A 23329-nucleotide genomic window follows, 5' to 3' on the forward strand; every position below is an offset into this window, starting at 1 on the left:
GGTAGTGTGGTCTTCCGTGACAGCATCGAGTGAGCACCTGAGAATCTTCACCTCCGAGTCCGTGACCGAGGGCCACCCGGACAAGATCTGCGACCAGATCTCGGACACGATCCTGGACGCCCTGCTCACGGAGGACCCGGAGTCCTCGGTGGCTGTGGAGACCATGGTGACCACGGGTCTCGTGCACGTGGCGGGCGAGGTCAAGACGGACGCGTACGTGGACATTCCCCACATCGTGCGCAAGACCCTGCTGGACATCGGTTACAACTCCTCGGTCCACGGCTTCGACGGCGAGTTCTGCGGCGTGTCCATCAGCGTGGGGGAGCAGTCCAACGAGATCTACGAGGGCGTCTTCACGTCCCTGGAGGAGCGCACGGGCACCGCCAAGGACCCACGGGACGCGCAGGGCGCCGGGGACCAGGGCATCATGTTCGGCTACGCCTCGGACGAGACGAACGCCCTGATGCCCGCGCCGATCCTGCTCGCGCACCGCCTGTCTGAGCAGCTCACGCGCGTGCGCAAGACCGCCGTGCTGCCGGGGCTGCGCCCGGACGGCAAGACCCAGGTCACCCTCGGCTACGACGGCCACACGCCGGTGTCCGTGGACACCGTGGTGGTCTCCTCCCAGCACGTGGAGAACTACGACCTCGAGCAACTCACCAGCGACATCACCTCGAGCGTGGTGAACCCGGTGCTGGAGGAGTCCGGACTGGATCTCTCCGGCGCGCGGATCATCGTGAACCCCGCGGGGAACTTCGTGCGCGGCGGGCCCGTGGGGGACGCCGGGCTGACTGGGCGCAAGATCATCGTGGACACCTACGGCGGCATGTCCCGTCACGGCGGCGGCGCGTTCTCTGGCAAGGATCCGTCCAAGGTGGACCGCTCCGCCGCGTACGCGATGCGCTGGGTGGCCAAGAACGTGGTGGCGGCAGGCCTCGCGCGCCGTGCCGAGGTGCAGGTGGCGTACGCGATCGGCCAGGCGCACCCGGTGGGTCTTTACGTGGAGACATTCGGCACCGAGACCGTGGACCCCGTGCGGATCGAGAAGGCCATCACGGAGGTCTTCGACCTGCGCCCGCTGGCCATCATCGAGGACCTCGACCTGAAGCGCCCCATCTACGCCAAGACCGCCGCCCACGGCCACTTCGGCCGCAACGACCCGGACTTCACGTGGGAGCGCACGGACCGCGTCCAGGAGCTGCGTTCCGCCGCGGGTCTGTGACCCCGGAGCCCGAGCAGGGGTCCGGTCCGACCGAGTCCGCACCGGCGGCTGCTGCCGGGGCCAACGAGCCGGGAGAGCAGCTGACCCTCGCGGGACTTCCGCAGGCCGTGGCGAGGCCGGCGAAGGCCCCTGCTGCGGGCACCGGGCGCGACGCTGCTGCGGCACCTGTCCGCCGTGCGGTGGGCTCCGAGGGCACAGCCCCCGAGAACCCCGTGGCGCAGGTGCTGCTGGAGGCCTACGTGCCCCACCTGGACCGGCTCTTCGACTACCGCGTCACCGCCGCGCTGGACACGCAGGCCGTGGTGGGCTCCAAGGTGTCCGTGCTGTTCTCGGGCCGCAAGATGTCCGGGTGGATCGTGCACCGGGTGGCGCACACGGACGTCCCCGAGGACCGTCTGCTGCCCGTGCGTCGGGTGCTCAGCCCCCTGCCCGTTGCACGGCCCGAGATCGTGGAGCTCGCGCAGGCCGTGGCGGACCGCTGTGCGGGAACTGCCGCGGACGTGCTGCGGGTGGCCATCGCCCCGCGGGTCGCCCGGGTGGACAAGGAGTTCTCCTCGGCGGAACAGTCCGGGGACGGCGAGGTCACGTCCTCAACCACCGGTCAAGCACCGGGAAACCCTTCCCACGAGGCTGCCTCATCGGCGGCCCCCACCGATGCCGCCGCCCCTCCGCGGGCAGACCCGTTGCCTGCCGAAGCGTCATCTGGTGACCCGCTGCGGGCGGACTCGCTTCCCGCCCACGGGGCGCCTGCGCACACCTCACCCACCCACGCGCCGTCGCCAGCCCTCTGGGATCACTACAAGGGCGGCCCCGAGTACATCGCCGCGGTGGCGGCGGGCGAGCCCGCGCGCGCCGTCGTCGAGGTGCTGCCCGCCGCCCCCGACCACGACTGGGCGCTCCTCACGGCCCACGCCATGGCCGCGGCCTACGCCGCTGGCCGGGGCGCGGTGGGTGTGGTCGCGGACCACAAGGGCCTTGACCGCCTCGAGAAGGCGCTCCACGAGCTGGTGGGGGAGGACGCCGTCGTCCGGCTGCACGCCGGTGACGGCCCGACCCCGCGCTACCGAGGCTTCCTCGAGCTCGCCCTGGGCCGCAAGAAGCTGGCCGTGGGGACCCGTTCGGCGGCCTACGCCCCGGTGCAGGACCTCGCTCTCGTGTGCTGCCACGACGACGGGGACGTCAACTTCGTGGAGCAGCGCGCGCCCTACCAGCACACGCGCGACGTGCTCCTGCTGCGGGCGCAGCGCGAGGGGCTCGCGAGTCTGTTCACCGGCCACGCTGTGAGCCCGGAGGCGCAGCGGCTCGTGACCACGGGCTGGGCGGCGCGGGTGGCTCCGCCCCGGTCCGTGCTGCGGCGGTTCTCCCCGCGGATCGAGGCGACGTCGGACTCCTTCAACAGTGAGCGGGACCCGCTTGCGGCGCGGGCCCGGCTGCCGCAGGAGGCGTTCCGGGTGGCGCGCGCGGGGCTGGAGCGCGGCCCGGTGCTCGTGCAGGTGGCCCGCAAGGGCTACGCACCGGTGCTCGCGTGCCAGCGCTGCCGCACTCCCGCGCGCTGCCGCGCGTGCAACGGGCCTCTGGCGCTGAGCTCCGCGCAGGCGGTGCCCGTGTGCAGCTGGTGCGGTCGCCAGGCCCACGACTGGCGGTGCGCGGAGTGCGGGTTCGCGCGGGTGCGTCTGAGTTCGGTGGGCGCGGGGCGCACTGCCGAGGAGCTGGGCCGCGCCTTCCCCCAGGTGCCGGTGATCTCCTCGAGCGAGCGCACGGTGCGTGCGCGAGTGGGGTCTGCACCTGCACTCGTGGTGGCCACGCCGGGTGCCGAACCCGTGGCCGAGGGCGGCTACGCGGCAGCCCTGCTGCTGGACGGCAACCAGATGCTCGCGCGACCCTGGCTGCGCGCGGAGGAGCAGACCCTGCGCCGGTGGTTCAACGCGGCCGCCCTGGTGCGGTCGTCCTCCGACGGGGGCACCGTGGTGGTCACGGCGGACCAGGACCGTGCCGTCTCGGCGCTCGTGCGCTGGGATCCGGCAGGGCACTCCGCGCGGGAGCTGCAGGAGCGTCATGAGCTGGGTCTGCCGCCAGCGGTACGGACCGCGGCGCTGACCGGCCCGCGCGACGCCGTGGAGGCCACTCTGCGTGACCTCGCACTGCCCGAGCGTGTTCGCGTGGTCGGGCCAGCGCCGGTGGAGCAAACACCCGGAAACGGTGCGGACCTGGCCGAGCCCGCCACTCAGGATGCCGTCGACGTCGCCGGCTCCCCGGAGCGCGGCGGGAACCGGCTCTACTGTGCGCTTCTGTTCTTTGGGTTCGGGATCGCGCCGCGGGTCACCGGTGCCCTGCGGGCGGAGAAGGCACGCGCCTCCGCGCTGCGCGAACACGCGCCGGTCACGGTGCGCTGCGACGTCGCCGACCTGCTGTAGGGCGCGTCACAGCCGTCGTCGGCGGAGCCTGACGTGCCGCGGATCGCGAGGCGGGACCGGGACCGCATGCGTGCACCAGGACTGGCTGACTTGCTCAGTCCAATGTGTCGAACTGTTAATCCTCCTGCACGGGGCGAACGTGGCAGTCCTACGGTGGAGGGCACGTTCACGCGGGGTGGCACCGCGCACCGGGGCAGAGAGTCCCGGCGTGCGCCCGAGTCATCACCGCAGACCCGTTCCCGAAAGGATCCGCATGTCGCTGCAGCTCATTGAAATTGTTCCCGCCGTGGCCGAGAAAGAGGCCGTGCGCTCGATCATCGACGCGACGTCGAGCGCTGTCACGCAGGCCTCTGCCGAACTCATCGAGTCCCAGGTGACGGCGGACCACGCTCGCGTGTTCGTCGTTGTGGAGACGCAGCAGGACACGCCCGAGGGTCTTGCGCAGACCGTGCGCACGGCGCTGGGGGATTCCGTCACCGAGGTCACCGGCCCGGACGAGGTGCGCCTGGTGGGCGCGGAGCTCGATGACATCAAGAAGCTTCGTGGCCAGACCGACTACCTCGTGGAGTGGGACATCCCCGCCGAAATCACCATGGACCAGTACCTCGCCCGCAAGAAGGCGAACTCGCCCAAGTACGCCGAGGTTCCCGAGGTGTCGTTCCTGCGCACCTACGTCCGTGAGGACACAGCCAAGTGCCTGTGCTTCTACAACGCACCGGACGAGGACGCCGTGGTACGTGCCCGCGCGGCCGTGAGCACCCCCTTCGACCGGATGTTCAAGCTCGAGGTCTGAGTCCCGCGTCCACCCGTCACCACCACCGGGTGCCGCCGCCCACCACGGGCCGCGGCACCCGGCGCACGCCCCGTCAGAACGGAACCCATGTCCCAGTCCAGTGCCTCGGCAACCCTCGCGACCGCCTCCGACCAGGATCTCCTGGCCCCGCTGACCGACTACCCGGAACACGGCCTGGTCCGGGCACGCGCGGCCGAGCGTGCCCGGGCCACCGACGAGGCGGACACCACCCCGTTCGAGACCCTGCGCGAGCTCGGGCAGCGGGGCCTGCTGGACCTGGGTCTCGGGGGCGGGGACCTGCGTGGACAGGCTGCCGTCGTCTTCGACCTCGCGGCCGAGTGCACGGCCACGGCGTTCTCGCTGTGGGGCCACCGCTCCGGCCTGGAGTACCTCGACGCGGTGGGGGCGCCCGTCGCGTCTGAGCTGCGCACCGGCGAAGTGCCGCTGTGCTCCGCCATGGCACCGGCGTTCAAGGCCGCGGCGGGCATCGGTGAGATCCCCGTGACGCTCACCCGCCGGGGGGACCACCTGGTGCTCGACGGCACCGTGCCGTGGGCCTCGAACCTGTACCCGGACGCCGTCGTGATCCTGCCGGTCGTCCGGGAGGACGGACGCCCCGCGATCGTCCGCACCCGGGTGGCGTTGCCCGGGGTCAGCGTGCGGCCGCTGGAGAACCTCATGGCGCTCAACGCCACGGCGTCCGGCATCCTGCGTCTGGAGGGCGTGGAAATCGACGCGGAGCAGGACGTCCTCACCGAGGACGTCCCCGGGTTCCTGGCCACGGTCCGCGGACCGTTCCTGCTGCTGCAGACCTCGTTCTGCCTCGGTCTCTCCGCGGCGGCGCTGACGAGCGCGCGGGAGAACCTGGGCGGCGTCGGCGAGATGTTCCGCGAGGACCTGGACGACGCCGTGGCGGAGCAGCAGCGCCTTCGCGCGGACCTCGTGCGCCTGGCACGGGAACCGCGTGCCGCCGCACCCCGCGAGCTCCTGCAGCTGCGCCTCGACGCAGCCCTGCTCACCGGCGAGGCCACCCGCCTGGAGGCGAAGATCGTGGGCGGCCGCGGCTACGCGCTGTCCTCGCCCACGGCGCGCCGCGCACGGGAGGCAGCGTTCCTGCCCGTCCAGTCACCCACGGAAGGCCACCTGCGGTGGGAACTGCGCAGGCTCGGGTGAGGTCCGGGCACGGGCGCGACGGCGCCGCGGTGACCACGGACCCGGGCACCGCGCTTCGGGTGCTTGGTGTCAGCAAAACCTACCCGGGGGCCTCCGACCCCGCCCTCGACGGCGTGGACCTCACCCTGCACCGGGGCGAGACCCTCGCCGTGCTGGGCCCCAGCGGCTCCGGGAAGTCCACCCTGCTGCGTGCCATCGCCGGGCTCGAGACCCTCGACGCTGGCAGCATCGCGTTCTCAGACCCTGACGCCCGCCTCGCCGTGGTCTTCCAGTCCCCGGCACTGTTCCCCTGGCTGTCCGTGCGGCGCAACATCGCCCTCGGCGGCAGGTACCGGCGCAACCGCGACCGCTTCGACGACGAGCGCGTGGGCGAGCTGCTCGAGATCCTCGGCCTCTCCCACCTCGCCCACACCCCCGTGCAGGAGCTCTCCGGCGGCCAGGCCCAGCGGGTCTCCGTGGGCAGGGCCCTCGCTGTGCGCCCGGACGTGCTGCTGCTCGACGAGCCCTTCAGTGCGCTGGACCCCGCCACCCGCGAGGACCTGCAGCAGTGGCTGCGGCAGCTGACCACTGACCTCGGGCTGACGGTCTTCCTGGTCACGCACGACGTCGCCGAGGCCATGGCGCTGGGGGACCGGATCGGCTTCTTCGCCGGACCGCGCGGTTTCCGGCAGCAGTGGGTTCCGTCCCAGGACGGCACCACGGCCGGACAGATTCTCGCGACGTACCGCGGCACGGACGACGAGGCGGGAACCTGGGAGATATGAGCGGGCCGCTCACCACACGGCGGGCCGTCCTGCGCGCCGGGACCGCGGCGGTGGCACTGACGGGTGCGGCCTGGGGCGCCGGTTCCCTCTACACGGGAACCCGCACCGGCAGCGGTGGTGACGACGGCTCACGGCCCGTGCGCATCGGGTACCTGCCGATCACTGATGCCGCGCCCCTGCTGGTGGCCCACGCCAACGGCTACTACGACGACGCCGGGGTGGCCGTCGCGCGGCCCGTCCTGTTCCGCAGCTGGTCCTCACTGTCGGAGGCCTTCGTGGCGGGCAAGGTGGATGCCATCCACATGCTCATGCCCATGGCGCTGTACATGCGCTACGGCCTGCAGGCGGACGTGCGGATCACGGCGTGGAACCACACGAACGGCTCGTCGTTGACGGTGCACCCGGAGATCACGGAGCTGGCGGGTCTCGCGGGGCGCACCGTGGCAATTCCCGCGTGGTGGTCGATCCACAACGTGGTGGTGCAGAAGATGCTGCGTGCCGAGGGGCTGACCCCGGTGATGCGCGAGAGCCCGTCCACGAGCGCCAAGACCGTGGCCCTGGTGCCGATGGCCCCCTCGGACATGCTGCCCGCCCTGAGCAACGGGGTGATCGGCGGCTACGTGGTCGCGGACCCGTTCAACGCGGCCGCGGAGGCGAAGCACGTGGGCACGATCCACCGGTTCCTGGGGGACGTGTGGCGTGACCACGCGTGCTGCGTCACCGTGCTGCGCGGGCAGCTGCTGCGGGAGCGCCCCGATCAGGCGGCGGGTTTCATGGACGCGCTGGTCCGCGCTCAGGCGTGGGCGCGCACGAACCGCCCCGAGACGGCGGCGGTCCTGGCCTCCGGCTATCTCCCGCAGCCGAAGCCGGTGATCCAGCGCGCCCTGACCTACTCGGCCGCCGAGCACACCGGGGCGCTGCACCATCCCGGGTGGCACGGCGAGTCACTGGACTTCCGGCCCTACCCGTACCCGAGCTTCACGCAGGAGCTGGTGCGCGCGATGCAGGACACGGTGGTGGACGCCCCCGAGGGCTTCCTCGCCGAGCTCGACCCGGCCGCCGCGCACCGAGAACTGGTGGACGACGCCCTGGTGACCCGCAGCATCGCGAAGGCGGGCGGCTGGGGTGTCTTCGGGCTGCACGGCACCACACGCACCGAGGAGATCCAGGCATGAGACGCACGTCCCGCAGCGCGCCCGAGAGCACACGCACGGATCCCGACGCCGCGCGGTCGTCGGACGGGGTTGGCTCGACTGCCTCGGGCGACAACGGGCCCGGAGCGCACGGTTCCCGGGCCACGTCGCGCGCCAGCTCCCGGGGACGGGCGACCCGGGGTGCCGAGCGTAGTGCGGCCGTGGCCTGGGGCGCCTTCGGGGTGCTCGTGAGCGTGGCCGTGTGGTGGGTGTTCACCCACGCCGCCGCCGGCGGGTCCACGATGATCGCCGCGTTCCGCCCCGAACAGCTGCCTGACGCCGTCGGCTCGCTCCTGGAACGCGGCGTGGTGCTGCAGGACGCCGCCACGAGCCTGTGGCGGCTGCTCGGCGGACTGCTGCTGGCCACGGTGCTCGGGGTGCCGCTGGGGCTGGTGATCGGATCGTGGCAGCGGGTGCGGTGGGCGAGTGCGCCGGTCGTGCAGTTCCTGCGGATGGTCTCGCCGCTGTCGTGGGCTCCGGTGGCGGTGGCACTGTTCGGGGTGGGCAGCGCGCCGGTGCTCTTCCTCGTGGCGGCCGCGGCGGTGTGGCCGATCGCCCTGAACACCGCGGCGGGGGTCGCCGCTCTGGACCCGGCCCACCTGCGCGTGGCGCGCACCCTGGGGGCGACGCCGTTCGAGCGGCTGCGCACGGTGGTGCTGCCGAGTATCCGGCCCCACGTCATGACGGGGGTCCGTCTGGCACTGGGCATCTCGTGGGTCGTGCTGGTGCCCGCCGAGATGCTCGGGGTCAGCACCGGGCTGGGCTACGAGATCCTCAATGCCCGGGACCGGCTGGCCTACGACGAGATGCTCGTGGTGATCCTCGCCATCGGACTGCTCGGCATTGCGCTGGACGCCCTCGCCCAGGTGCTGCTGCGGGAACGGGTGGTGCGCACCTGAGCGGGTCGCCCACGGCACCCCCGGTCACCGTCCGGAGCACTGGCTGCTGAAATCTTCCGGGTTGAAGACCCCAGGGCCGAGAACCGGGGGGCGAGTACGGGGGAACTGTGCACAGCGGTTCAACCGCGCTGGTGCAGCTCCCACGCCAGGTCCAGCAGGTCCCGGGCGGAGTCCCCCCACGTGTGCTCACGGATCCGTTCCAGTCCGGCGAGGACGCGCTCGCGGGCCACACCGGGATCGGTGAGCTCGCGCACCCGGGCGGCGAACGCGGCGTCGTCGTCCGAGGGGGCGTAGCCGGCGGCGTCCCCGGCGACCTCGTGGAAGATCGGCAGGTCCGAGCACACGACCGGGGCCCCCTGCGCGAAGGCCTCCACGAGCGGCAGCCCGTAGCCCTCCGCGCGCGAAGCCGTGACGAGTGCGGCGCACGAGGTGAGCAGCTCGCGGTACTCGTCCTCGCCCACCCCGCGGTGGAAGACCACGTGCGCGCCCTCGGGGACGTGCGTCCGCAGCTGAGCCTCCCGCGCGGGGGCGATCCGGGAGAGCAGGTGCAGCGTGTGCCCCGGCAGGTGGGCCATGGCGCGCAGGAGGGTCTCCACGTTCTTGTACGGCAGGAACGATCCCATGTACACAAGGTCCGTGCCGCGGCGTTCGAGCCGTTGCAGCGCCTCGGCCCCCGGGATCCCGGACGACGGCGCCGCGTTGGCCACCACGCGCACGTCCCGTTTCGTGAGGCGGTGCGCGAGGATCTGCTGCCGTGACGTCTCGGACACGGTGGCCACGGCGTCCGCGCGGTTCAGGGTGAGCCGCTGGGGCCACCACGCCTTGTGGTAGGCGCGCCACCCCCACTGCACGGGCAGGGGCAGATCACCGGGCGGCTGGGGGTGCTCGTAGTAGATGAGGTCGTGCAGCGTGAGGATCAGGCGGTGGCGGCGGCCCAGGGAGCCCATGGTCTGCATGGGGGAGAACACGACGTCGGGTGCGTGCCTGTTCACGGCGAGCGCCGTGAGTGCCTCCGCGGGGGAGGTCACGGACGGCCCGGTGATGGTCGGCAGCTCGGGAAGGTACGCGGCCTGGGCGGGGTCGCTGATCAGCGCGCACAGCCGCACGCGGGGGTCCTCGGCCACGGCGCGGGCCGTGGCGGTGAGCAGCTCGGCACTGTAGCGGCTGATGCCGTCGTGGTGGTCGGTGCGGATGTAGCGGGCGTCGAAGAGGAGCTTCACTTCGGCCGGGACCCGTCCCGGTGACGCGCGTCATCGTTCACGTGGTGCTCGTCCGCGGGGGCCGCCGTCCCCCCGAGTCCGCGGGTGCGGGTCTCGCGCGCGAACTGGCGTGCGCCGTCGTCCGCGGTGACGGCCGGGAGCATCCCGGTGAGCTGGTCCGGGGTGGAGACGGTGGTGTCCGCGTGGGGCAGCTTGTCGTAGCCCTCCAGCGGCTCGGGTGCGGGGGAGGCCAAGAACTCCTCGATGTACTGCGCGGCCAGGACGGGGGTCTCGTAGTGGATCAGGTGGCCCACACCGGGGATGATCTTCAGGCTGTGGCTGCGGATCCACGAGGCCATGGTGCGCTGGGAGTCCACGGAACCGAGGTCGTCCAGCTCGCCCACGACCAGCAGGGTGGGCATGCTCAGCTGCATGGCCACCTCCGCCACGGTGCGGGAGATCGAGGCCTGGTACGCCTCGCTGACCACCTGCCGGTTGGCGAACGCGTTGAAGTACGCCTGGTGCTGGCGAAGGGCGTAGCGCGTGACCTCCGGGTCCTCGGACTTGACCATCACGTCCGTCATGAGCTTGACCACCGTGTTCGAGGACAGCAGGCGGGTGCCCAACCGCTTCGGCAGCGAGGCCCCCACCCCGTAGTAGAGCTCGGTGAGCTTCGTCAGCTTCTTCTGGGAGCCTGCGAGCGCGGGCTGCGAGATCGGGTTCACGAGCACGAGGCGTTCGACCATCGAGGGGTGGGCGGCGGCGAAGTGGGCGGCCACGGTGGAGCCGAAGGAGTGCCCGAGCAGCACCACGCCGGTGTCGGACTCCGGGGACACGGCGCCGTCGGTCAGGGCGGTGATGAACGCGCGGGTGAAGTTGACGTAGTTCGCCACGGAGTGCTCCCGGTCCGGGAACGGCTCGGAGCGCCCGAAGCCGGGCAGGTCCGGGACCACCACGTGGTACCTCTCCCGCAGGGCGCTCGCTATCAGCTGCAGCCCGTGGTGGTCGCCGCGGAAGCCGTGGAGCATCACGAGCAACGGTTTGCGCTGTCTGTCCGCGTCGTAGAACCAGTACCGCACGCGGTAGCCGTCCAGTTCCACGCTGCGGCGTTCTGCGTAGGGGTTCTCCACCGTGGCCTCCAAAGTTCCGGGTTCAGCGCACCCATGGTAGCGGTGGCACGTGGGAACGGAGGGCACGGTGGGCTGGTCTAAACTGGGAGGGATCCCCACACACCACCACGGGGGACCAGGCCGTCGCCTCGGAACCCGGGCGCGGGAGCAGCCCGGCCCCGTGAACCCTGAAGGCGAGGCACGTGAGCGAGCACAGCACCCCGGAGGCGGGCACCGACTACGACACCCGGCGGATCGAGGACACATGGTCCGGCTACTGGGAGAAGCACCGGGTCTTCGCGCCCCTCGACGACGACTCACTGCCGCGTCGCTACGTGCTCGACATGTTCCCCTACCCCTCCGGTGACCTGCACATGGGCCACGCGGAGGCGTTCGCCATGGGGGACGTGGTCTCCCGCTACTGGCTGCACCGAGGCTTCGACGTGATGCACCCCATCGGCTGGGACTCCTTCGGCCTGCCCGCGGAGAACGCCGCCATCAAGCGTGACGCGCACCCCGCCGAGTGGACCTACCGCAACATCGACACCCAGCGTGAGTCCTTCAAGCGCTACGCGATCAGCGTGGACTGGGACCGCGAGATCCACACCTCGGACCCCGAGTACTACCGCTGGACGCAGTGGCTGTTCCTGCAGTTCCACTCCCACGGCCTGGCGTACCGAAAGGACTCCCCGGTCAACTGGTGCCCCAAGGACCAGACCGTGCTCGCCAACGAGCAGGTGGTCAACGGGCTGTGCGAGCGCTGCCACACCCCGGTGACCAAGAAGTCTCTGAACCAGTGGTACTTCAAGATCACCGACTACGCCCAGCGGCTGCTGGACGACATGGCAGAGCTCGAGGGCCACTGGCCCGAGCGAGTGCTCGCCATGCAGCGCAACTGGATCGGACGCTCCGAGGGCGCGCACGTGAAGTTCGTGATCGAAGGCGCCCCCGCGGAGGGGGCTGACGCCGCGGACACCTCCGGGCGCGAGGTCACCGTCTTCACCACCCGCCCGGACACCCTCTACGGCGCCACGTTCTGCGTGGTCGCCGCCGACGCCGCCATCGCCTTGGCGATCGCGGCCCCCGAGCACGCCGAGGCGCTCGCCGAGTACCGGGAGCAGGTCAAGGCGCTGTCGGACATCGAGCGCCAGTCCTCGGACCGGGAGAAGACCGGTGTGTTCCTGGGCCGGTACGCGGTGAACCCCCTGACCGGGGAGAAGCTGCCCGTGTGGGCCTCGGACTACGTGCTGGCCGACTACGGCACCGGCGTGGTCATGGCCGTGCCCGCGCACGACCAGCGGGACCTGGATTTCGCCCGCGCGTTCGACCTGCCCGTGCGCACGGTCCTGGACACCGGCGAGGAGGACCCCGCGGTCACGGGTGTGGCGACGACCGGCGACGGCACCCTGGTCAACTCCGGGCCCCTGGACGGGCTGCCCAGGGCCGAGGCCCTGGACAAGGCCATCGAGATCGTGACCGAGGCCGGCACCGGCGAGCGCCACGTGAACTTCCGGTTGCGGGACTGGCTGCTGTCCCGGCAGCGCTTCTGGGGTGCGCCCATTCCGATCATCCACTGCCCCGCGTGCGGCGAGGTGCCCGTGCCCGAGGACCAGCTGCCCGTACGGCTGCCCGAGGACCTGCGCGGTGAGCAGCTGGCACCCAAGGGCCAGAGCCCTCTCGCGGCGGCGTCGGACTGGGTGAACGTGAGCTGCCCCGCGTGCGGTGGCCCGGCGAAGCGCGACACCGACACCATGGACACCTTCGTGGACTCCTCCTGGTACTACCTGCGCTACGCGTCCCCTGCGGATGAGACGGGCCCGTTCGAGCGCGCCGCCGTGGACCGGTGGCTGCCCGTGGACCAGTATGTGGGCGGCGTGGAGCACGCGATCCTTCACCTGCTGTACTCGCGGTTCTTCACCAAGGCGCTCTACGACTTCGGCCTGGTGGGCTTCACCGAGCCCTTCAAGGCGCTGCTGAACCAGGGCCAGGTGCTCAACGGCGGCAAGGCAATGTCCAAGTCCCTGGGCAACGGTGTGGACCTGGGCGAGCAGCTCGACGAGTTCGGTGTCGACGCCGTTCGTCTGACCATGGTCTTCGCCTCCCCGCCGGAGGACGACGTCGACTGGTCGGACGTCTCGCCCCAGGGCGCCCAGAAGTTCCTCGCCCGCGCGTGGCGCCTCGCGCAGGACTGCACGTCGGACCCCGCCGCACCGTTCGCCGACGGTGACCGGGCGCTGCGCGGCACCACCCACAAGACGGTGGTGGACTCCGAGCAGCTGCTGGACTCCGGGAAGTTCAACGTGGTCATCGCCCGCACCATGGAGCTGGTCAACGCGGTGCGCAAGGCCATTGACTCCGGCTGCGGTCCCGCGGATCCCGCCGTGCGCGAGGCCGTGGAGGCTGTCACGATCCTGCTGAGCCTCGTGGCGCCCTACACCTCCGAGGACATGTGGCGCCTGCTGGGCCACGAGGACTCCGTGGTGCGCGCCCCGTGGCCCACCGTGGACCCCGCGCTGCTCGTGGAGGACACCGTGACCGCCGTCGTGCAGGTCAAGGGCAAGGTCCGCGACCGGCTGCAGGTCCCCGCGGACATCAGTGACGAGGACCTCGAGGCCGCCGCCATGGGCTCCCCTGCCGTGCAGCGGCTGCTCACCGAGGCCACGGTGCGCAAGGTCATCGTGCGCGCCCCCAAGCTCGTGAACATCGTGGTCTGATGACCGGCCACGGTTCCCGGAGCCCGACCCCCGACTCGAGCGAGCCGGAGGGCGGGCTCCGTCCCGTTGCGGGCCACGGCGACGCCGCGCTCCGCCGCGTCGCCGTCGTCGCCGACAGCGCCGCAGCCCTGCCCACCTCCTGGCTCACCGACTACACGACGGCCGGCGGTTTTGCGCTCGTGGACATGCCCGTGCTGATCGGCGGGCAGCTGCACACCGAGGACGAGTCGGACACGCTCTCCTCACTGGTCGTCGCGCTCGCCGAAGGGAAGCCGGTGACCACCTCCCGCCCCGCCCCGGGCCAGCTGCGTGCCGCGTACCGACGCTTCGAGGCGGAGGGCTTCGACGCCGTCGTCTCCGTCCACCTGTCCGGGGAGCTCTCCGGAACCGTGGGCGCGACGCGGATCGCACGGCAGGAGATCGGGATCCCCGTGCGGATCGTTGACACACAGAGCGCCGGGCTCGGGCAGGGACTGGCAGTGCGCGCGGCGCTGCAGGCGGCGGCGTCGGGGGCCGGGATCGACGACGTCGCCCAGGCCGCCCGCGAGGCTGCTCAGCGCGCGCAGGTGCTCATCCAGGTGCGCTCGCTGGAGACGCTGCGCCGCGGCGGGCGGATCAACCCGACCACGGCGAGGGTGGGCTCCGTGCTGCAGATCAAGCCGCTGCTGAGCCTGGCGGAGGGGAAGATCGTGACCGTGGAGCGGCCGGTGTCCCTGGCGAAGGCGAGGGCGCGGTTCATGACGCTCGTGGGGGAGGCGCTGGCCCACGCGGAGCCCGAGCGGCCCGTGCTGTGCGTGCACCACGTGGCGGATGCGAACGGGGCACGCGAGATCGGCGAGGTGCTGCGGGACCGCTACCGCCCCGAGGCCGAGCTGATGATCAGCGACCTGCCGCCCGTGCTCAGCGCGCACGTGGGGCTCGGGACGAAGGCCGCGGTGGTGGAGGGGCCAACCTCGGTGCCGGTGTGGCGCGGCGAGAGGCCTGCACAGCCCGCTTCGTGACCTGATTGTCGAGTCGACAGGCCCTCAAACCACGAGTGGTACCGTAAAGTTGTACCGGTCGAGGCTGTGAAGGGGTTGTCATGTCCATCAGTGCCAGCGAGGCCCGCAAGACGCTGTTCCCGCTCATCGAGCGCGTGAACCAGGACCAGGAGGCTGTCGAGATCGTCTCCCGCAAGGGCAACGCGGTGCTCATGCCGGCCGACGAGTACGCGGCCTGGCAGGAGACCGCGTACCTGTTCCGTTCACCGGCCAACGCCCGCAGGCTGCTCGATGCCTACGACCGTGCCCGCGCGGGGAAGGCCCAGGCTCACGAACTCGACCGTTCCGACGACACGGCCGACCAGTCCCGGGACCACTGAGTGCGACTGGTCTGGGACGAGGCCGCCTGGGAGGACTACAAGCACTGGCAGACGGTCGACCGGAGGATCCTCAAGCGGATCAACTTGCTCCTCGACGCCTGCCTGCGGGAGCCGTTCGGGGGCATCGGCAAGCCGGAGCAGCTGAAGTACGGGGCGCAGGGGGCCTGGTCACGGCGGATCAATGAGGAGCACCGGCTCGTCTATCTCGTGGACGACGGAGACCTGATCATCCTCCAAGCCCGCTACCACTACTGACCCACGCAGTGACCTGCCGCCCGTGCTCAGCGCGCATGTGATGCTCGGGACGAAGGCCGCGGTGGTGGAGGGTCCCACATCTGCGCCGGTGTAGCGCGGCGAGAGGCCTTCACAGCCCGCTCCATGAGGCGTGGACATCTGCTGTCCTCCACACGGGCGGGGCATCGGCCCACGTCAGCGAGATCGTTGGGGTGGAGTGGGCCGCATGAGCGGCATCGATTTCAGGGGACGACGGCGGTTTCGGGACAGCCAGGCCACCGAGCGGTTGGCGGCGCTGCTGGGGGAGGACGACACATCCGGCGCGGCGGGTGGGACGGCGCTGCCCAGGGAAGAGGACGCGCGCCACCTCGACCCGGAGGGTACGCAGGGCGACGCCCGGGATGGTCTCGGTTCCACTCCGACAGGTGCGGGCTCCCGGTCGGTTCCTCGGACCGGTTCCCCCGACGATTTTTATGGCCCCGATGAGGACTCCGACATCAGTGCCGGCGGCGGTCGGTCCCGGCATCGCGAGGACGTTCTCGTGCGGCGTCGGCTCTCCCGCCCCGCGGTGGTGGTGCTGTGTGCGGTGCTGCTGCTCGCGGTGGCGCTGGGTGGGATCTCCCTGCTCTCGCGCGGGGACGAAGCGGCCCTGGTCACCTCTGCCGCGGTCTCTGGCGAGGGAACGGAGGCGGCGAACGACGACGAGGCGCCAGGTGACGGAGCGAGAACCGGGGAGTCGTCGGGCGCGTCCACTCACGGCCGCGCCAGCGCCACGTCCCACGCCAGCTCAGGAGGGGCAGAGGCCTCGGACGTGTCGACGGCCCGCGCGCAGGACACGGGAGTGCTCACCGTGCACGTGGTCGGAGAGGTCAAGGACCCCTCCGTGGTCACCCTCTCTCCGGGTGCCCGCGTGATGGACGCCGTGCAGGCCGCTGGGGGATTCACCTCCGTGGCGGTGAAAGACCGGATCAACCTGGCCCAGCCCGTGCAGGACGGCGCGCAGATCACGATCCCCAACAAGGCCAACGCGGACCTGTTGGCGGCGGAGCAGGCCGGCGGGGCGACGTCGTCCTCGTCCTCTGCAACGGGCAGCGGTTCAGCGGGCGGTTCCGGTGGCACCGCGGTTTCAGGTGGCGCAGCTGCTTCCGGTGGTTCGGGGAGCGGCGGTTCCGAGGGAGCCGGTGCTGCGCTCGCTGAGGGCTCCGGAGGGACGGCCGCAGGTGGGGCGCTGGTGAACCTCAACACCGCCACGGCCGCGGATCTGGAAACCCTTCCCCGCGTGGGGCCGGTGCTGGCGCAGCGGATCGAGGACTTCCGCACACAGCACGGGCCGTTCACCGCACCCGAGCAGATCGACGACGTCAGCGGTGTGGGCCCCGCGATGCTGGAGGCGCTGCTTCCCCTGGTCACGGTATGAGGGGTCAGTGGGACCTGCGGCTGCTCCCGGTGGCCCTGACCACGTGGGTGTGCTCGATCCTCACGCTGCTCGACGGCTGGGTGGCCGCCGCCTGGGGTGCGGTGGTGTGCGCCGTGGTTTTCACGCTCGCGTGGTCCGCTCCCGCGTGGTTCCAGGACCGCGTCTTCCGCCGTCTCCGCACCGGGGTCCTGAGGGCTCGTCGTGGCGAACGGGCACGTGTTTGTGAGCGGGCTCGCAGCTGCGAGCAGGTCGAGGGCACGTCACCACGGTTCCCGGGTGCGGTGCTCGGGCAACCAGCACCGGGGCAGACGTCGTCACAGTCAGCGGGCGCGGGTGCGGGCGCGCGGCGTCGGCTCGGGCCCGCGCTCGTGCTGCCCGTGGTCATCGGGATCGCGGGCACCGCGGGGATCATCACGGCGCTCGCCGCGACCGCGCCCGCCCGGGAGTTCCTGGCCGCTCACCCCGCCGGGTCGGTGGTGCGGGTTCAGGCAGACGTCCAGGGAGCGCCGTCGCCGTACACCTCAGGACCGGCGCCGGGGGAGCAGGAGGCGTCCCACGGTGTGGCCGTAGACCTGCGCATCGCCGTCGCGGACGGCTCGCCACAGGACGTTGCCGCCACGGTCTTCGCCACGGACCCCGCGTGGGGCACTGTCGAGGTCGGGCAGCGCGTCGACGCCGTTCTGAGCGTGACCGCCACCGCGGACCCGGCACACCTCACCCTGCGGGGCTCCTCGCCGCCGACCCCTGCGAGGGAGGGCGACGAACAGGAGCACGGGAACGGCCTGCCGACGACTGTCCGCGAGGACCTCGCCCGTCTCGCCGGGGAGCACGGCGCGGTGAGTGCGGGACTCGTGCCCGGCATGACCGTGGGGGACACCTCCCGGCTGCCCGACGCGCTGGCCCAGAGCATGAAGGACACAGGGCTCACCCACCTCACCGCCGTCTCCGGCTCCAACTGTGCGCTCGTGATGACCCTGACCGGGTACACCGCTCTCGCGCTCGGAGCGGGGCGCCGCGGGTGCGTCCTCGCGGGGCTGGCGGCGCTCGCCGGTTTCGTGGTGCTGGTGGGACCGGACCCCTCCGTGCTGCGGGCCGGCGTGATGGGCGCCCTGGGAGGGCTGTCCATGCTCACCGGCCGCCCCGGGGTGAGCCTCAACGCGCTGTGTGCCGCCGTGACGGGGCTCGTGCTCGTGGAACCGCAGCTGGCCATCGACTACGGGTTCGTGCTCTCCGTGCTGGCGACGGCGGGCATCGTCGTCAGCGCCCGCCCTGTCACCCGGCTGCTCGCCATGCGCGTGCCCACGGTGCTCGCGGTGTGCGTGGCCGTCCCAATGGTTGCCCAGCTGTGGTGCGGGCCCGTGCTGCTTCTGCTCAATCCCACACTGCCGCTCTACAGCCTGCCCGCGAACATGGCGGCCTCCCCGCTCGTCCCGGTCGTGACTGTCGCCGGGCTGCTCGCGGTGTGCGTCCTGCTCGCGGGCCACCTCCTCACCCCGGTGCTGCAGCTGCTGGTGCCCGGCACACCCGACCCCGCCGTGTTCACCGCCTGGGAGCGGACCGCCGGACTGCCCGTGGGCCTCGCCTCCTACCCCGCGCGCCTGCTCGGCCGCATTGCCGACACCTTTGCCGGACTCCCCGGCGCGCACCTGCCCTGGCCCCCGGGGATCGCCGGGATCGTCCTGCTCACCGCGGCAACCCTGCTCGCGCTCGCCGCTCTGCACGCCCTCGACCACCGCATGCGTCGCCCCGGACCCACCCGAGGCACGGTCACCTCGACCCCGGCCGAGCCGCCCCTGCCCGACGCCGTGTGGCGCGTCCGCGCCCGGGAGCACCGGTTCCGACGCCGCGCCCTCGCCATCACCGCGGCCCTCACACTGCTGGCGCTGCTCGTCACGGCCGTGGTGTGGTGGCTGCGCCCCGCACCAGCGTGGGAGTCCGTGGTGTGCGACGTGGGGCAGGGCGACGCCGTGCTGCACCGCACGGGGGAGCACAGTGCCGTGCTCGTGGACGGCGGCCCCGACCCCCGGGCACTGACCCAGTGCTTGCGGCAGGCCGAGGTCACCCACCTGGACGCGGTGATCGCCACCCACGACCACGCCGACCACGTTGCCGGATTGGAGGGGCTCGCCGAGGCCGTGGCCGTGGACCGCGTCTGGTACTCCGCCGCCGGGGACATCCCACCGGACGAGCTCAGCCAGTGGGCGGACATCGCCACGCGCCCTGCTCCCGGCGAGCAGCTGCGCCTGGGGCCGCTCACCGTGGAGGTTCTCGCCCCCGCACCTCCGCCCACTGTCCCTGATGGCTCCCCGACGGCAGGCACGGCGCCGCCGGGCACCGGGGCAGGCGGCTCCGGCGGCAGCACGACACCACGCCCCCCGCACCGGAAGGTCACCTCCGAGGACGAGAACAACGCCTCCCTCGTCCTGCTGCTGACCCTCGACGGCCCCGACGGCACCACCACCTGGCTCAGTGCAGGCGACCTTGAAGCGGACGGCTACCGCCGTACGCTGCACACCCTCCCCGGCGGACACCCACCCCCGGTCGACGTCCTCAAGGTCTCCCACCACGGCGCCCGCAACGGCGGCATCGACATCATTCGTGACACCCACCCGGCGCTCGCCGTGATCTCCGTGGGGGAGGACAACAGCTACGGCCACCCGCACCCCGGGACGGTCGCCGCGTTGCAGGAGGTGGGCGCTGCAGTGGCCCGCACCGACCAGAACGGCGCGCTGTGGGTGCACCGCGAAGGAGATCGCGTGGTCGTGTCACGGCGCTGAGCCGGGGAGCACCAGCAGAAATATCGCGAGGGAAAGATCTGTTGTGCACCACGAAACACCGGGCATCCGCGCCGGTCACCCCGGGGTCGTGCGTCGTCAGGAGCCCGCCCCCCGGCGCCCCCGTGCTCGTGCCACCCAATGGAAGGACTCCCATGCGCTCCACCCTGTTCGAACCACTCACCCTCCGCGGCCTCACGGTCCGCAACCGGCTGTGGATCCCGCCCATGTGCCAGTACTCCGCGTTCGGGGAGGACGGCGTGCCCACGGACTGGCACCTCGTGCACTACGGATCGCTCGCCGCCGGTGGGGCGGGGGCCGTGATCGTGGAGGCGAGCGCCGTCGTGCCCGAGGGCCGGATCAGTCCCCGGGACCTGGGACTGTGGAACGACGAGCAGCGGGACGCCCTCGTGCGGATCGTGGACTTCGCCCACCAGCAGGGCGCGGCCATTGGCGTGCAGCTGGCCCACGCGGGGCGCAAGGCCAGCACGGAGGCCGCCTGGGGCTTCGAGAACCCCGGCCGGTCCATCGCGCCGCAGAACGGGGGCTGGCAGACCGTGGGCCCCTCCGCCGTCGCCTTCCCGGGGCTCGCCGAGCCAGTCGCGCTGGACGGGCAGGGCCTCGACGACGTCGTGGCCGCGTTCGCCGCCTCGGCCCGCCGTGCCGTGGAGGCCGGCATGGACTTCGTGGAGCTCCACGGCGCCCACGGGTACCTCCTCCATGAGTTCCTCTCCCCGCTGAGCAACGAGCGCACGGACGAGTACGGCGGCACCCTGGAGAACCGCGCCCGGCTGCTGCTGCGCGTCACCGACGCCGTCCGCGACGTGATCCCCGAGGACATGCCCCTGCTCGTGCGCCTCTCCGCCACCGACTGGACCGAGGGCGGGCTCACGGTCGCCGACACCTCCCGCGTCTCCGGGTGGCTCGCCGAGCACGGCGCGGACCTCATCGACGTCTCCTCCGCCGCCAACGTGCCCGCCGAGATTCCCGTGGGCCCCGGCTACCAGGTGCCCCTCGCCACCGAGATCAAGACCACCGCCGGAGTCCCCGTGGCCGCCGTCGGCATGATCGACACCGCCTGGCAGGCCGAGCAGATCATCGCCACCGGCCTCGCCGACGTGGTGCTCATGGGCCGCGAAGCCCTCCGCGACCCCCACGCGGCCCTCACCGCCGCCCACACCCTCGGCGTCCCCGACGCCCCCGTCCCCGGCCAGTACGAACGCGCCTACCGCCGCCCACCCCGCACCCGGTGAGCCCCGGCGCTCGCCGGACGACGAGGCGAGCGTGATCCGGCGGTGAACACCGAGCACGTGAGCCCGGGCGCTCGCGGGACACCGCTTGATCTGCGATGCGGAGTGGAACGACGAGCAAGGGTCGGGGTGGACCCGGGACGACGACGCGGCCCCGGCACGCGTCCGCGGTGCCGCACGCGGCTGCGCCGGCTCCCGCCCTGCACAGACCCTCCGGGGGTGTCTGCACCCACGGCTAGCATGGGGACGCAGCGTCGGCGTCCCGACCCCGCACCTTCCGGTGAGGGGGCTCGCTCGCACCCGGTCCCGGGCGGCGTCGTCGCCCGAGCAGTCGGCCACGATCGAGGAGCACCATGACCCCGGCACGCACGTCTTCCCGCCGACAGGCGCCCACGGCCCCGCAGACCTCCTGGCGTGAGGCCGTTCCTCAGCCGCTCGTGCTGGCCTCCGGCTCGGACGAGTACATCCTGCAGCGCATCAGGGAGACCCTCCGGGACACCATCCGTGCGGAACGGGGTTCCTGCGAGGTCACGGACATCGCGGCCGGGGACTACGAGCCGGGCCAGCTCGCCGTGGTCACCAGCCCGTCCCTCTTCGACGACCCCAAGCTCGTGTGCGTCCAGGAGCTCGCGGGCATGAACGAGCACCTGCTGGCGGACGCCCTGGCCTACGTGGCCAACCCGGATCCGGACGTCACGGTGCTGTGGCAGCACTCCGGCGGGAACCGCGGCAAGAAGCTGCTGGACGCCCTCAAGGAGAAGGCCCTCGTCCTGGACTGCGCCCCGCCCAAGTCGGACCGGGACAAGTCCTCGTTCGTCCTCGCGGAGTTCCGTGCGCAGAACAAGCGCATCGAGCCCGACGCCGCCCGCGCCCTGGCCGCGGCGGTCGGCACCTCCACCGCCGAGCTGGCTGCCGCGTGCGCCCAGCTGATCGCGGACGGCCCCGTGACCGTGGACCTCGAGCTCGTGGAGAAGTACTACGGCGGCCGCGTGGAGGTCACCGCGTTCCGGGTGGCGGACGCCGCGGTGGCCGGCAACGCGGAGCAGGCCCTGAAACTGTGGCGTCAGGCCGTGGACGTCGGGGTGGACCCGGTGCCCATGGTGGCCACGCTGGGCTCGAAGATGCGCCTGATCGCCGTCACGGCCGGTTCCCGCGGGGGAGCGGGGCAGATCGCCCGTGACGTCGGGGCTGCGCCGTGGCAGGTGGAGCGCGCCCAGAACGAGGCGCGCCGGTTCACGGCCCAGGACGTCACCCGGGCGCTGCAGGCCATCGCCGAGGCCGACGCCCAGGTCAAGGGGGCCTCCCGGTCCCCGTACTTCGCGGTGGAGCGGGCCATCACGGTGATCGCCACCTCCGGGCACCGCTGAGCGGGCACCACAACACCGACAACGGTGGGGCCACCGAGGATCGCGAACGCGGGCACCGTGCAACCGCACGCCGCGGCACCGCGCGCAAGGGTACGGGGCCACCGTGACCTGAACGGTCAGTCCTGGGCGGCGCTGAGTAGCGACTCCGCACCGACGGACCGCTGGCGGGACACGACACTGTCCTCACACGAGAACGGGCCCGGTACTCGCGAGGAGTGCCGGGCCCGTGTGCTCCGTCAGTGCGACGGTGTCAGCCGATTCAGATCTTGGCGACCTTCTTGGCCAGACCGGACTTCTTGTTGGCCGCGGTGTTCTTGTGCAGAACGCCCTTGGACACGGCCTTGTCGAGCTTGCGGGACGCGGTGCGCAGGGTCTCGGCGGCGGCGTCCTTGTTGCCGGACTCGACAGCGGCATCCACCTTGCGGATGAGCGTCTTGAGCTCGGACTTGTACGATTTGTTGCGCAGGCGAGCCTTCTCGTTGGTGAGGATGCGCTTCTTCTGCGACTTGATGTTGGCCACGTGTAACTCCTAGAACGATTGCGGAAGTAGGTCAGTGAGGGCTCACGGATGGTCATCGACTGAGTTGTGAGAGTGGGGATGCTCGGTGGCAACCATCCGCTGTGCCCGACGACCAGCGCGGACACACAGCGGACTACTTTAGCAGACCAGAGCCGCGGATGCCCGCTGCGCCGCGTCGGGGTGTGCCGCCGGGTCCGTGCTGGGGTGACGCTCCGCGGCACGGGCGGGCACGGACCGAGTCGAGAGCGGGCGTCCGGCGCCGCCCCGGTGCCACCAGGACTCCACCCGGCTCAGCGCCGCCGCGTCAGCTCCGCGGCCACGGCCTCGAACCGAGCGCGGTCCAGCACCGCCCCCTCGCGCCGCACGTCCTCCGGCCGCACCGGGATGATCCGGTCGATCCGCGCCTCCGAGGGCCGCCCGGAGCGGTCCCAGCCGCCCACGCCCACCTCCACGTAGGAGGGGGCGTCGTGACGGGCGGTGTCGTGGTTCTTGGAGGTCAGCATCACGCACAGCAGGTGCTCGCCGGCCCGGTCCACGATCAGCACGGGCCGGTCCTTCCCGTGCGAGTGGTCCTCCTGGTAGGGCACCCAGGCCCACACGACCTCCCCGGGATCGGGCCGACCGTCCGGTTTCGCGGCCCACCGCGGGTTCACGGGCCCCGTCCAGTCACCGGGGTACGGCGCGGAGGTGCCGGGTGCGCGGGTGCCCGGGGACGACGTCGCCCTGCCCGGCCGGGCGCGCGAGGTGCCGTTCTCGTGGGCGAAGGTGGGCGGCGGCGTCGTGCCCCGGGAGCGAGACGAGCGGGAGGCGGGACCGCGGGAGCCCGCGTAGCGCTGGTACATGCGGACGAGGCGCAGCCCCTGGTTCAGCAGTCGAGTGATGTCGGCCATGGGGACATCGTAGGGGGACCGGTTCGCCCGATCGTCG

The 23329-nt window shown here is 72.0% G+C and carries 19 protein-coding genes; 15 read left to right on the top strand and 4 right to left on the bottom strand.

Features of this window, described 5'->3' with window-relative positions:
* The first annotated feature begins 16 nt into the window (after positions 1 to 16).
* The 7 genes from metK to ABD264_RS01275 all read left to right on the top strand — a co-directional run bounded on the left by metK (position 17) and on the right by ABD264_RS01275 (position 8458).
* Positions 17 to 1222: a methionine adenosyltransferase gene (metK, locus tag ABD264_RS01245; RefSeq protein ID WP_055084674.1), complete on the top strand. Its 1206-nt coding sequence runs from the start codon at positions 17 to 19 to the stop codon at positions 1220 to 1222.
* Positions 1219 to 3636, top strand: coding sequence for a primosomal protein N' family DNA-binding protein (locus ABD264_RS01250; RefSeq protein WP_344203704.1), 2418 nt, complete (start codon positions 1219 to 1221; stop codon positions 3634 to 3636). Before metK ends, ABD264_RS01250 begins: the two co-directional genes overlap by 4 nt.
* A gap of 253 nt (positions 3637 to 3889) precedes the next feature.
* The gene (locus ABD264_RS01255; protein WP_344203706.1) at positions 3890 to 4429 is read left to right on the top strand and encodes a DUF4242 domain-containing protein; all 540 of its coding nucleotides are present in this window, start codon (positions 3890 to 3892) and stop codon (positions 4427 to 4429) included.
* Between the two features lie 87 nt (positions 4430 to 4516).
* Positions 4517 to 5602 carry an acyl-CoA dehydrogenase family protein gene (locus ABD264_RS01260; protein ID WP_344203708.1) on the top strand — a complete coding sequence of 362 codons (1086 nt, stop codon included), beginning with the start codon at positions 4517 to 4519 and terminating at the stop codon, positions 5600 to 5602.
* Between the two features lie 29 nt (positions 5603 to 5631).
* Entirely contained in the window at positions 5632 to 6366 is a 735-nt protein-coding gene (locus ABD264_RS01265) for an ABC transporter ATP-binding protein (RefSeq protein WP_290499845.1), read from the top strand.
* Entirely contained in the window at positions 6363 to 7541 is a 1179-nt protein-coding gene (locus ABD264_RS01270) for an ABC transporter substrate-binding protein (RefSeq protein ID WP_144942895.1), read from the top strand. The genes ABD264_RS01265 and ABD264_RS01270 overlap by 4 nt, the downstream gene beginning before the upstream one ends.
* Positions 7538 to 8458 carry an ABC transporter permease gene (locus ABD264_RS01275; protein WP_222126496.1) on the top strand — a complete coding sequence of 307 codons (921 nt, stop codon included), beginning with the start codon at positions 7538 to 7540 and terminating at the stop codon, positions 8456 to 8458. Before ABD264_RS01270 ends, ABD264_RS01275 begins: the two co-directional genes overlap by 4 nt.
* A gap of 119 nt (positions 8459 to 8577) precedes the next feature.
* On the opposite strand, the gene ABD264_RS01280 is transcribed toward ABD264_RS01275, so the two are convergent.
* Both ABD264_RS01280 and ABD264_RS01285 read right to left on the bottom strand, forming a co-directional pair.
* Positions 8578 to 9678 carry a glycosyltransferase family 4 protein gene (locus ABD264_RS01280; protein WP_344203712.1) on the bottom strand — a complete coding sequence of 367 codons (1101 nt, stop codon included), beginning with the start codon at positions 9676 to 9678 and terminating at the stop codon, positions 8578 to 8580.
* Complete coding sequence (locus tag ABD264_RS01285) at positions 9675 to 10787, bottom strand: alpha/beta fold hydrolase (RefSeq protein ID WP_303105385.1); 1113 nt, start codon at positions 10785 to 10787, stop codon at positions 9675 to 9677. Before ABD264_RS01285 ends, ABD264_RS01280 begins: the two co-directional genes overlap by 4 nt.
* 182 nt (positions 10788 to 10969) lie before the next feature.
* Here ABD264_RS01285 and leuS point away from each other — a divergent pair, with 182 nt between their 5' ends.
* The 8 genes from leuS (at position 10970) to holA (ending at position 21882) form a co-directional block, all read left to right on the top strand.
* Positions 10970 to 13480: a leucine--tRNA ligase gene (gene leuS, locus ABD264_RS01290; RefSeq protein ID WP_295109602.1), complete on the top strand. Its 2511-nt coding sequence runs from the start codon at positions 10970 to 10972 to the stop codon at positions 13478 to 13480.
* Entirely contained in the window at positions 13480 to 14481 is a 1002-nt protein-coding gene (locus ABD264_RS01295) for a DegV family protein (RefSeq protein ID WP_344203715.1), read from the top strand. The genes leuS and ABD264_RS01295 overlap by 1 nt, the downstream gene beginning before the upstream one ends.
* Positions 14482 to 14561: 80 nt before the next feature.
* On the top strand, positions 14562 to 14840 hold the full coding sequence (locus ABD264_RS01300; protein WP_055084688.1) for a type II toxin-antitoxin system Phd/YefM family antitoxin: 279 nt from the start codon (positions 14562 to 14564) through the stop codon (positions 14838 to 14840).
* Entirely contained in the window at positions 14841 to 15095 is a 255-nt protein-coding gene (locus ABD264_RS01305; RefSeq protein WP_055084690.1) for a Txe/YoeB family addiction module toxin, read from the top strand.
* A 205-nt stretch (positions 15096 to 15300) separates the two neighbouring features.
* The gene (locus ABD264_RS01310) at positions 15301 to 16491 is read left to right on the top strand and encodes a ComEA family DNA-binding protein (protein ID WP_344203719.1); all 1191 of its coding nucleotides are present in this window, start codon (positions 15301 to 15303) and stop codon (positions 16489 to 16491) included.
* A complete protein-coding gene (locus ABD264_RS01315) occupies positions 16488 to 19268 on the top strand; it encodes a ComEC/Rec2 family competence protein (protein ID WP_344203721.1) in 2781 nt (926 codons plus the stop codon). The genes ABD264_RS01310 and ABD264_RS01315 overlap by 4 nt, the downstream gene beginning before the upstream one ends.
* Positions 19269 to 19420: 152 nt before the next feature.
* On the top strand, positions 19421 to 20518 hold the full coding sequence (locus ABD264_RS01320) for an NADH:flavin oxidoreductase/NADH oxidase (RefSeq protein ID WP_344203724.1): 1098 nt from the start codon (positions 19421 to 19423) through the stop codon (positions 20516 to 20518).
* 350 nt (positions 20519 to 20868) lie between these two features.
* Positions 20869 to 21882 carry a DNA polymerase III subunit delta gene (gene holA / locus ABD264_RS01325; RefSeq protein WP_141269802.1) on the top strand — a complete coding sequence of 338 codons (1014 nt, stop codon included), beginning with the start codon at positions 20869 to 20871 and terminating at the stop codon, positions 21880 to 21882.
* Positions 21883 to 22141: 259 nt separating this feature from the next.
* Here holA and rpsT read toward each other — a convergent pair whose 3' ends face one another.
* Complete coding sequence (gene rpsT, locus ABD264_RS01330; RefSeq protein WP_141269800.1) at positions 22142 to 22402, bottom strand: 30S ribosomal protein S20; 261 nt, start codon at positions 22400 to 22402, stop codon at positions 22142 to 22144.
* Between the two features lie 290 nt (positions 22403 to 22692).
* Positions 22693 to 23292, bottom strand: a complete 600-nt coding sequence (locus ABD264_RS01335; RefSeq protein WP_303105347.1) for a type II toxin-antitoxin system PemK/MazF family toxin — start codon at positions 23290 to 23292, stop codon at positions 22693 to 22695.
* Positions 23293 to 23329 lie beyond the last annotated feature (37 nt).

Source organism: Kocuria salsicia (genome assembly GCF_039532055.1).
Lineage (GTDB): Bacteria > Actinomycetota > Actinomycetes > Actinomycetales > Micrococcaceae > Kocuria > Kocuria salsicia.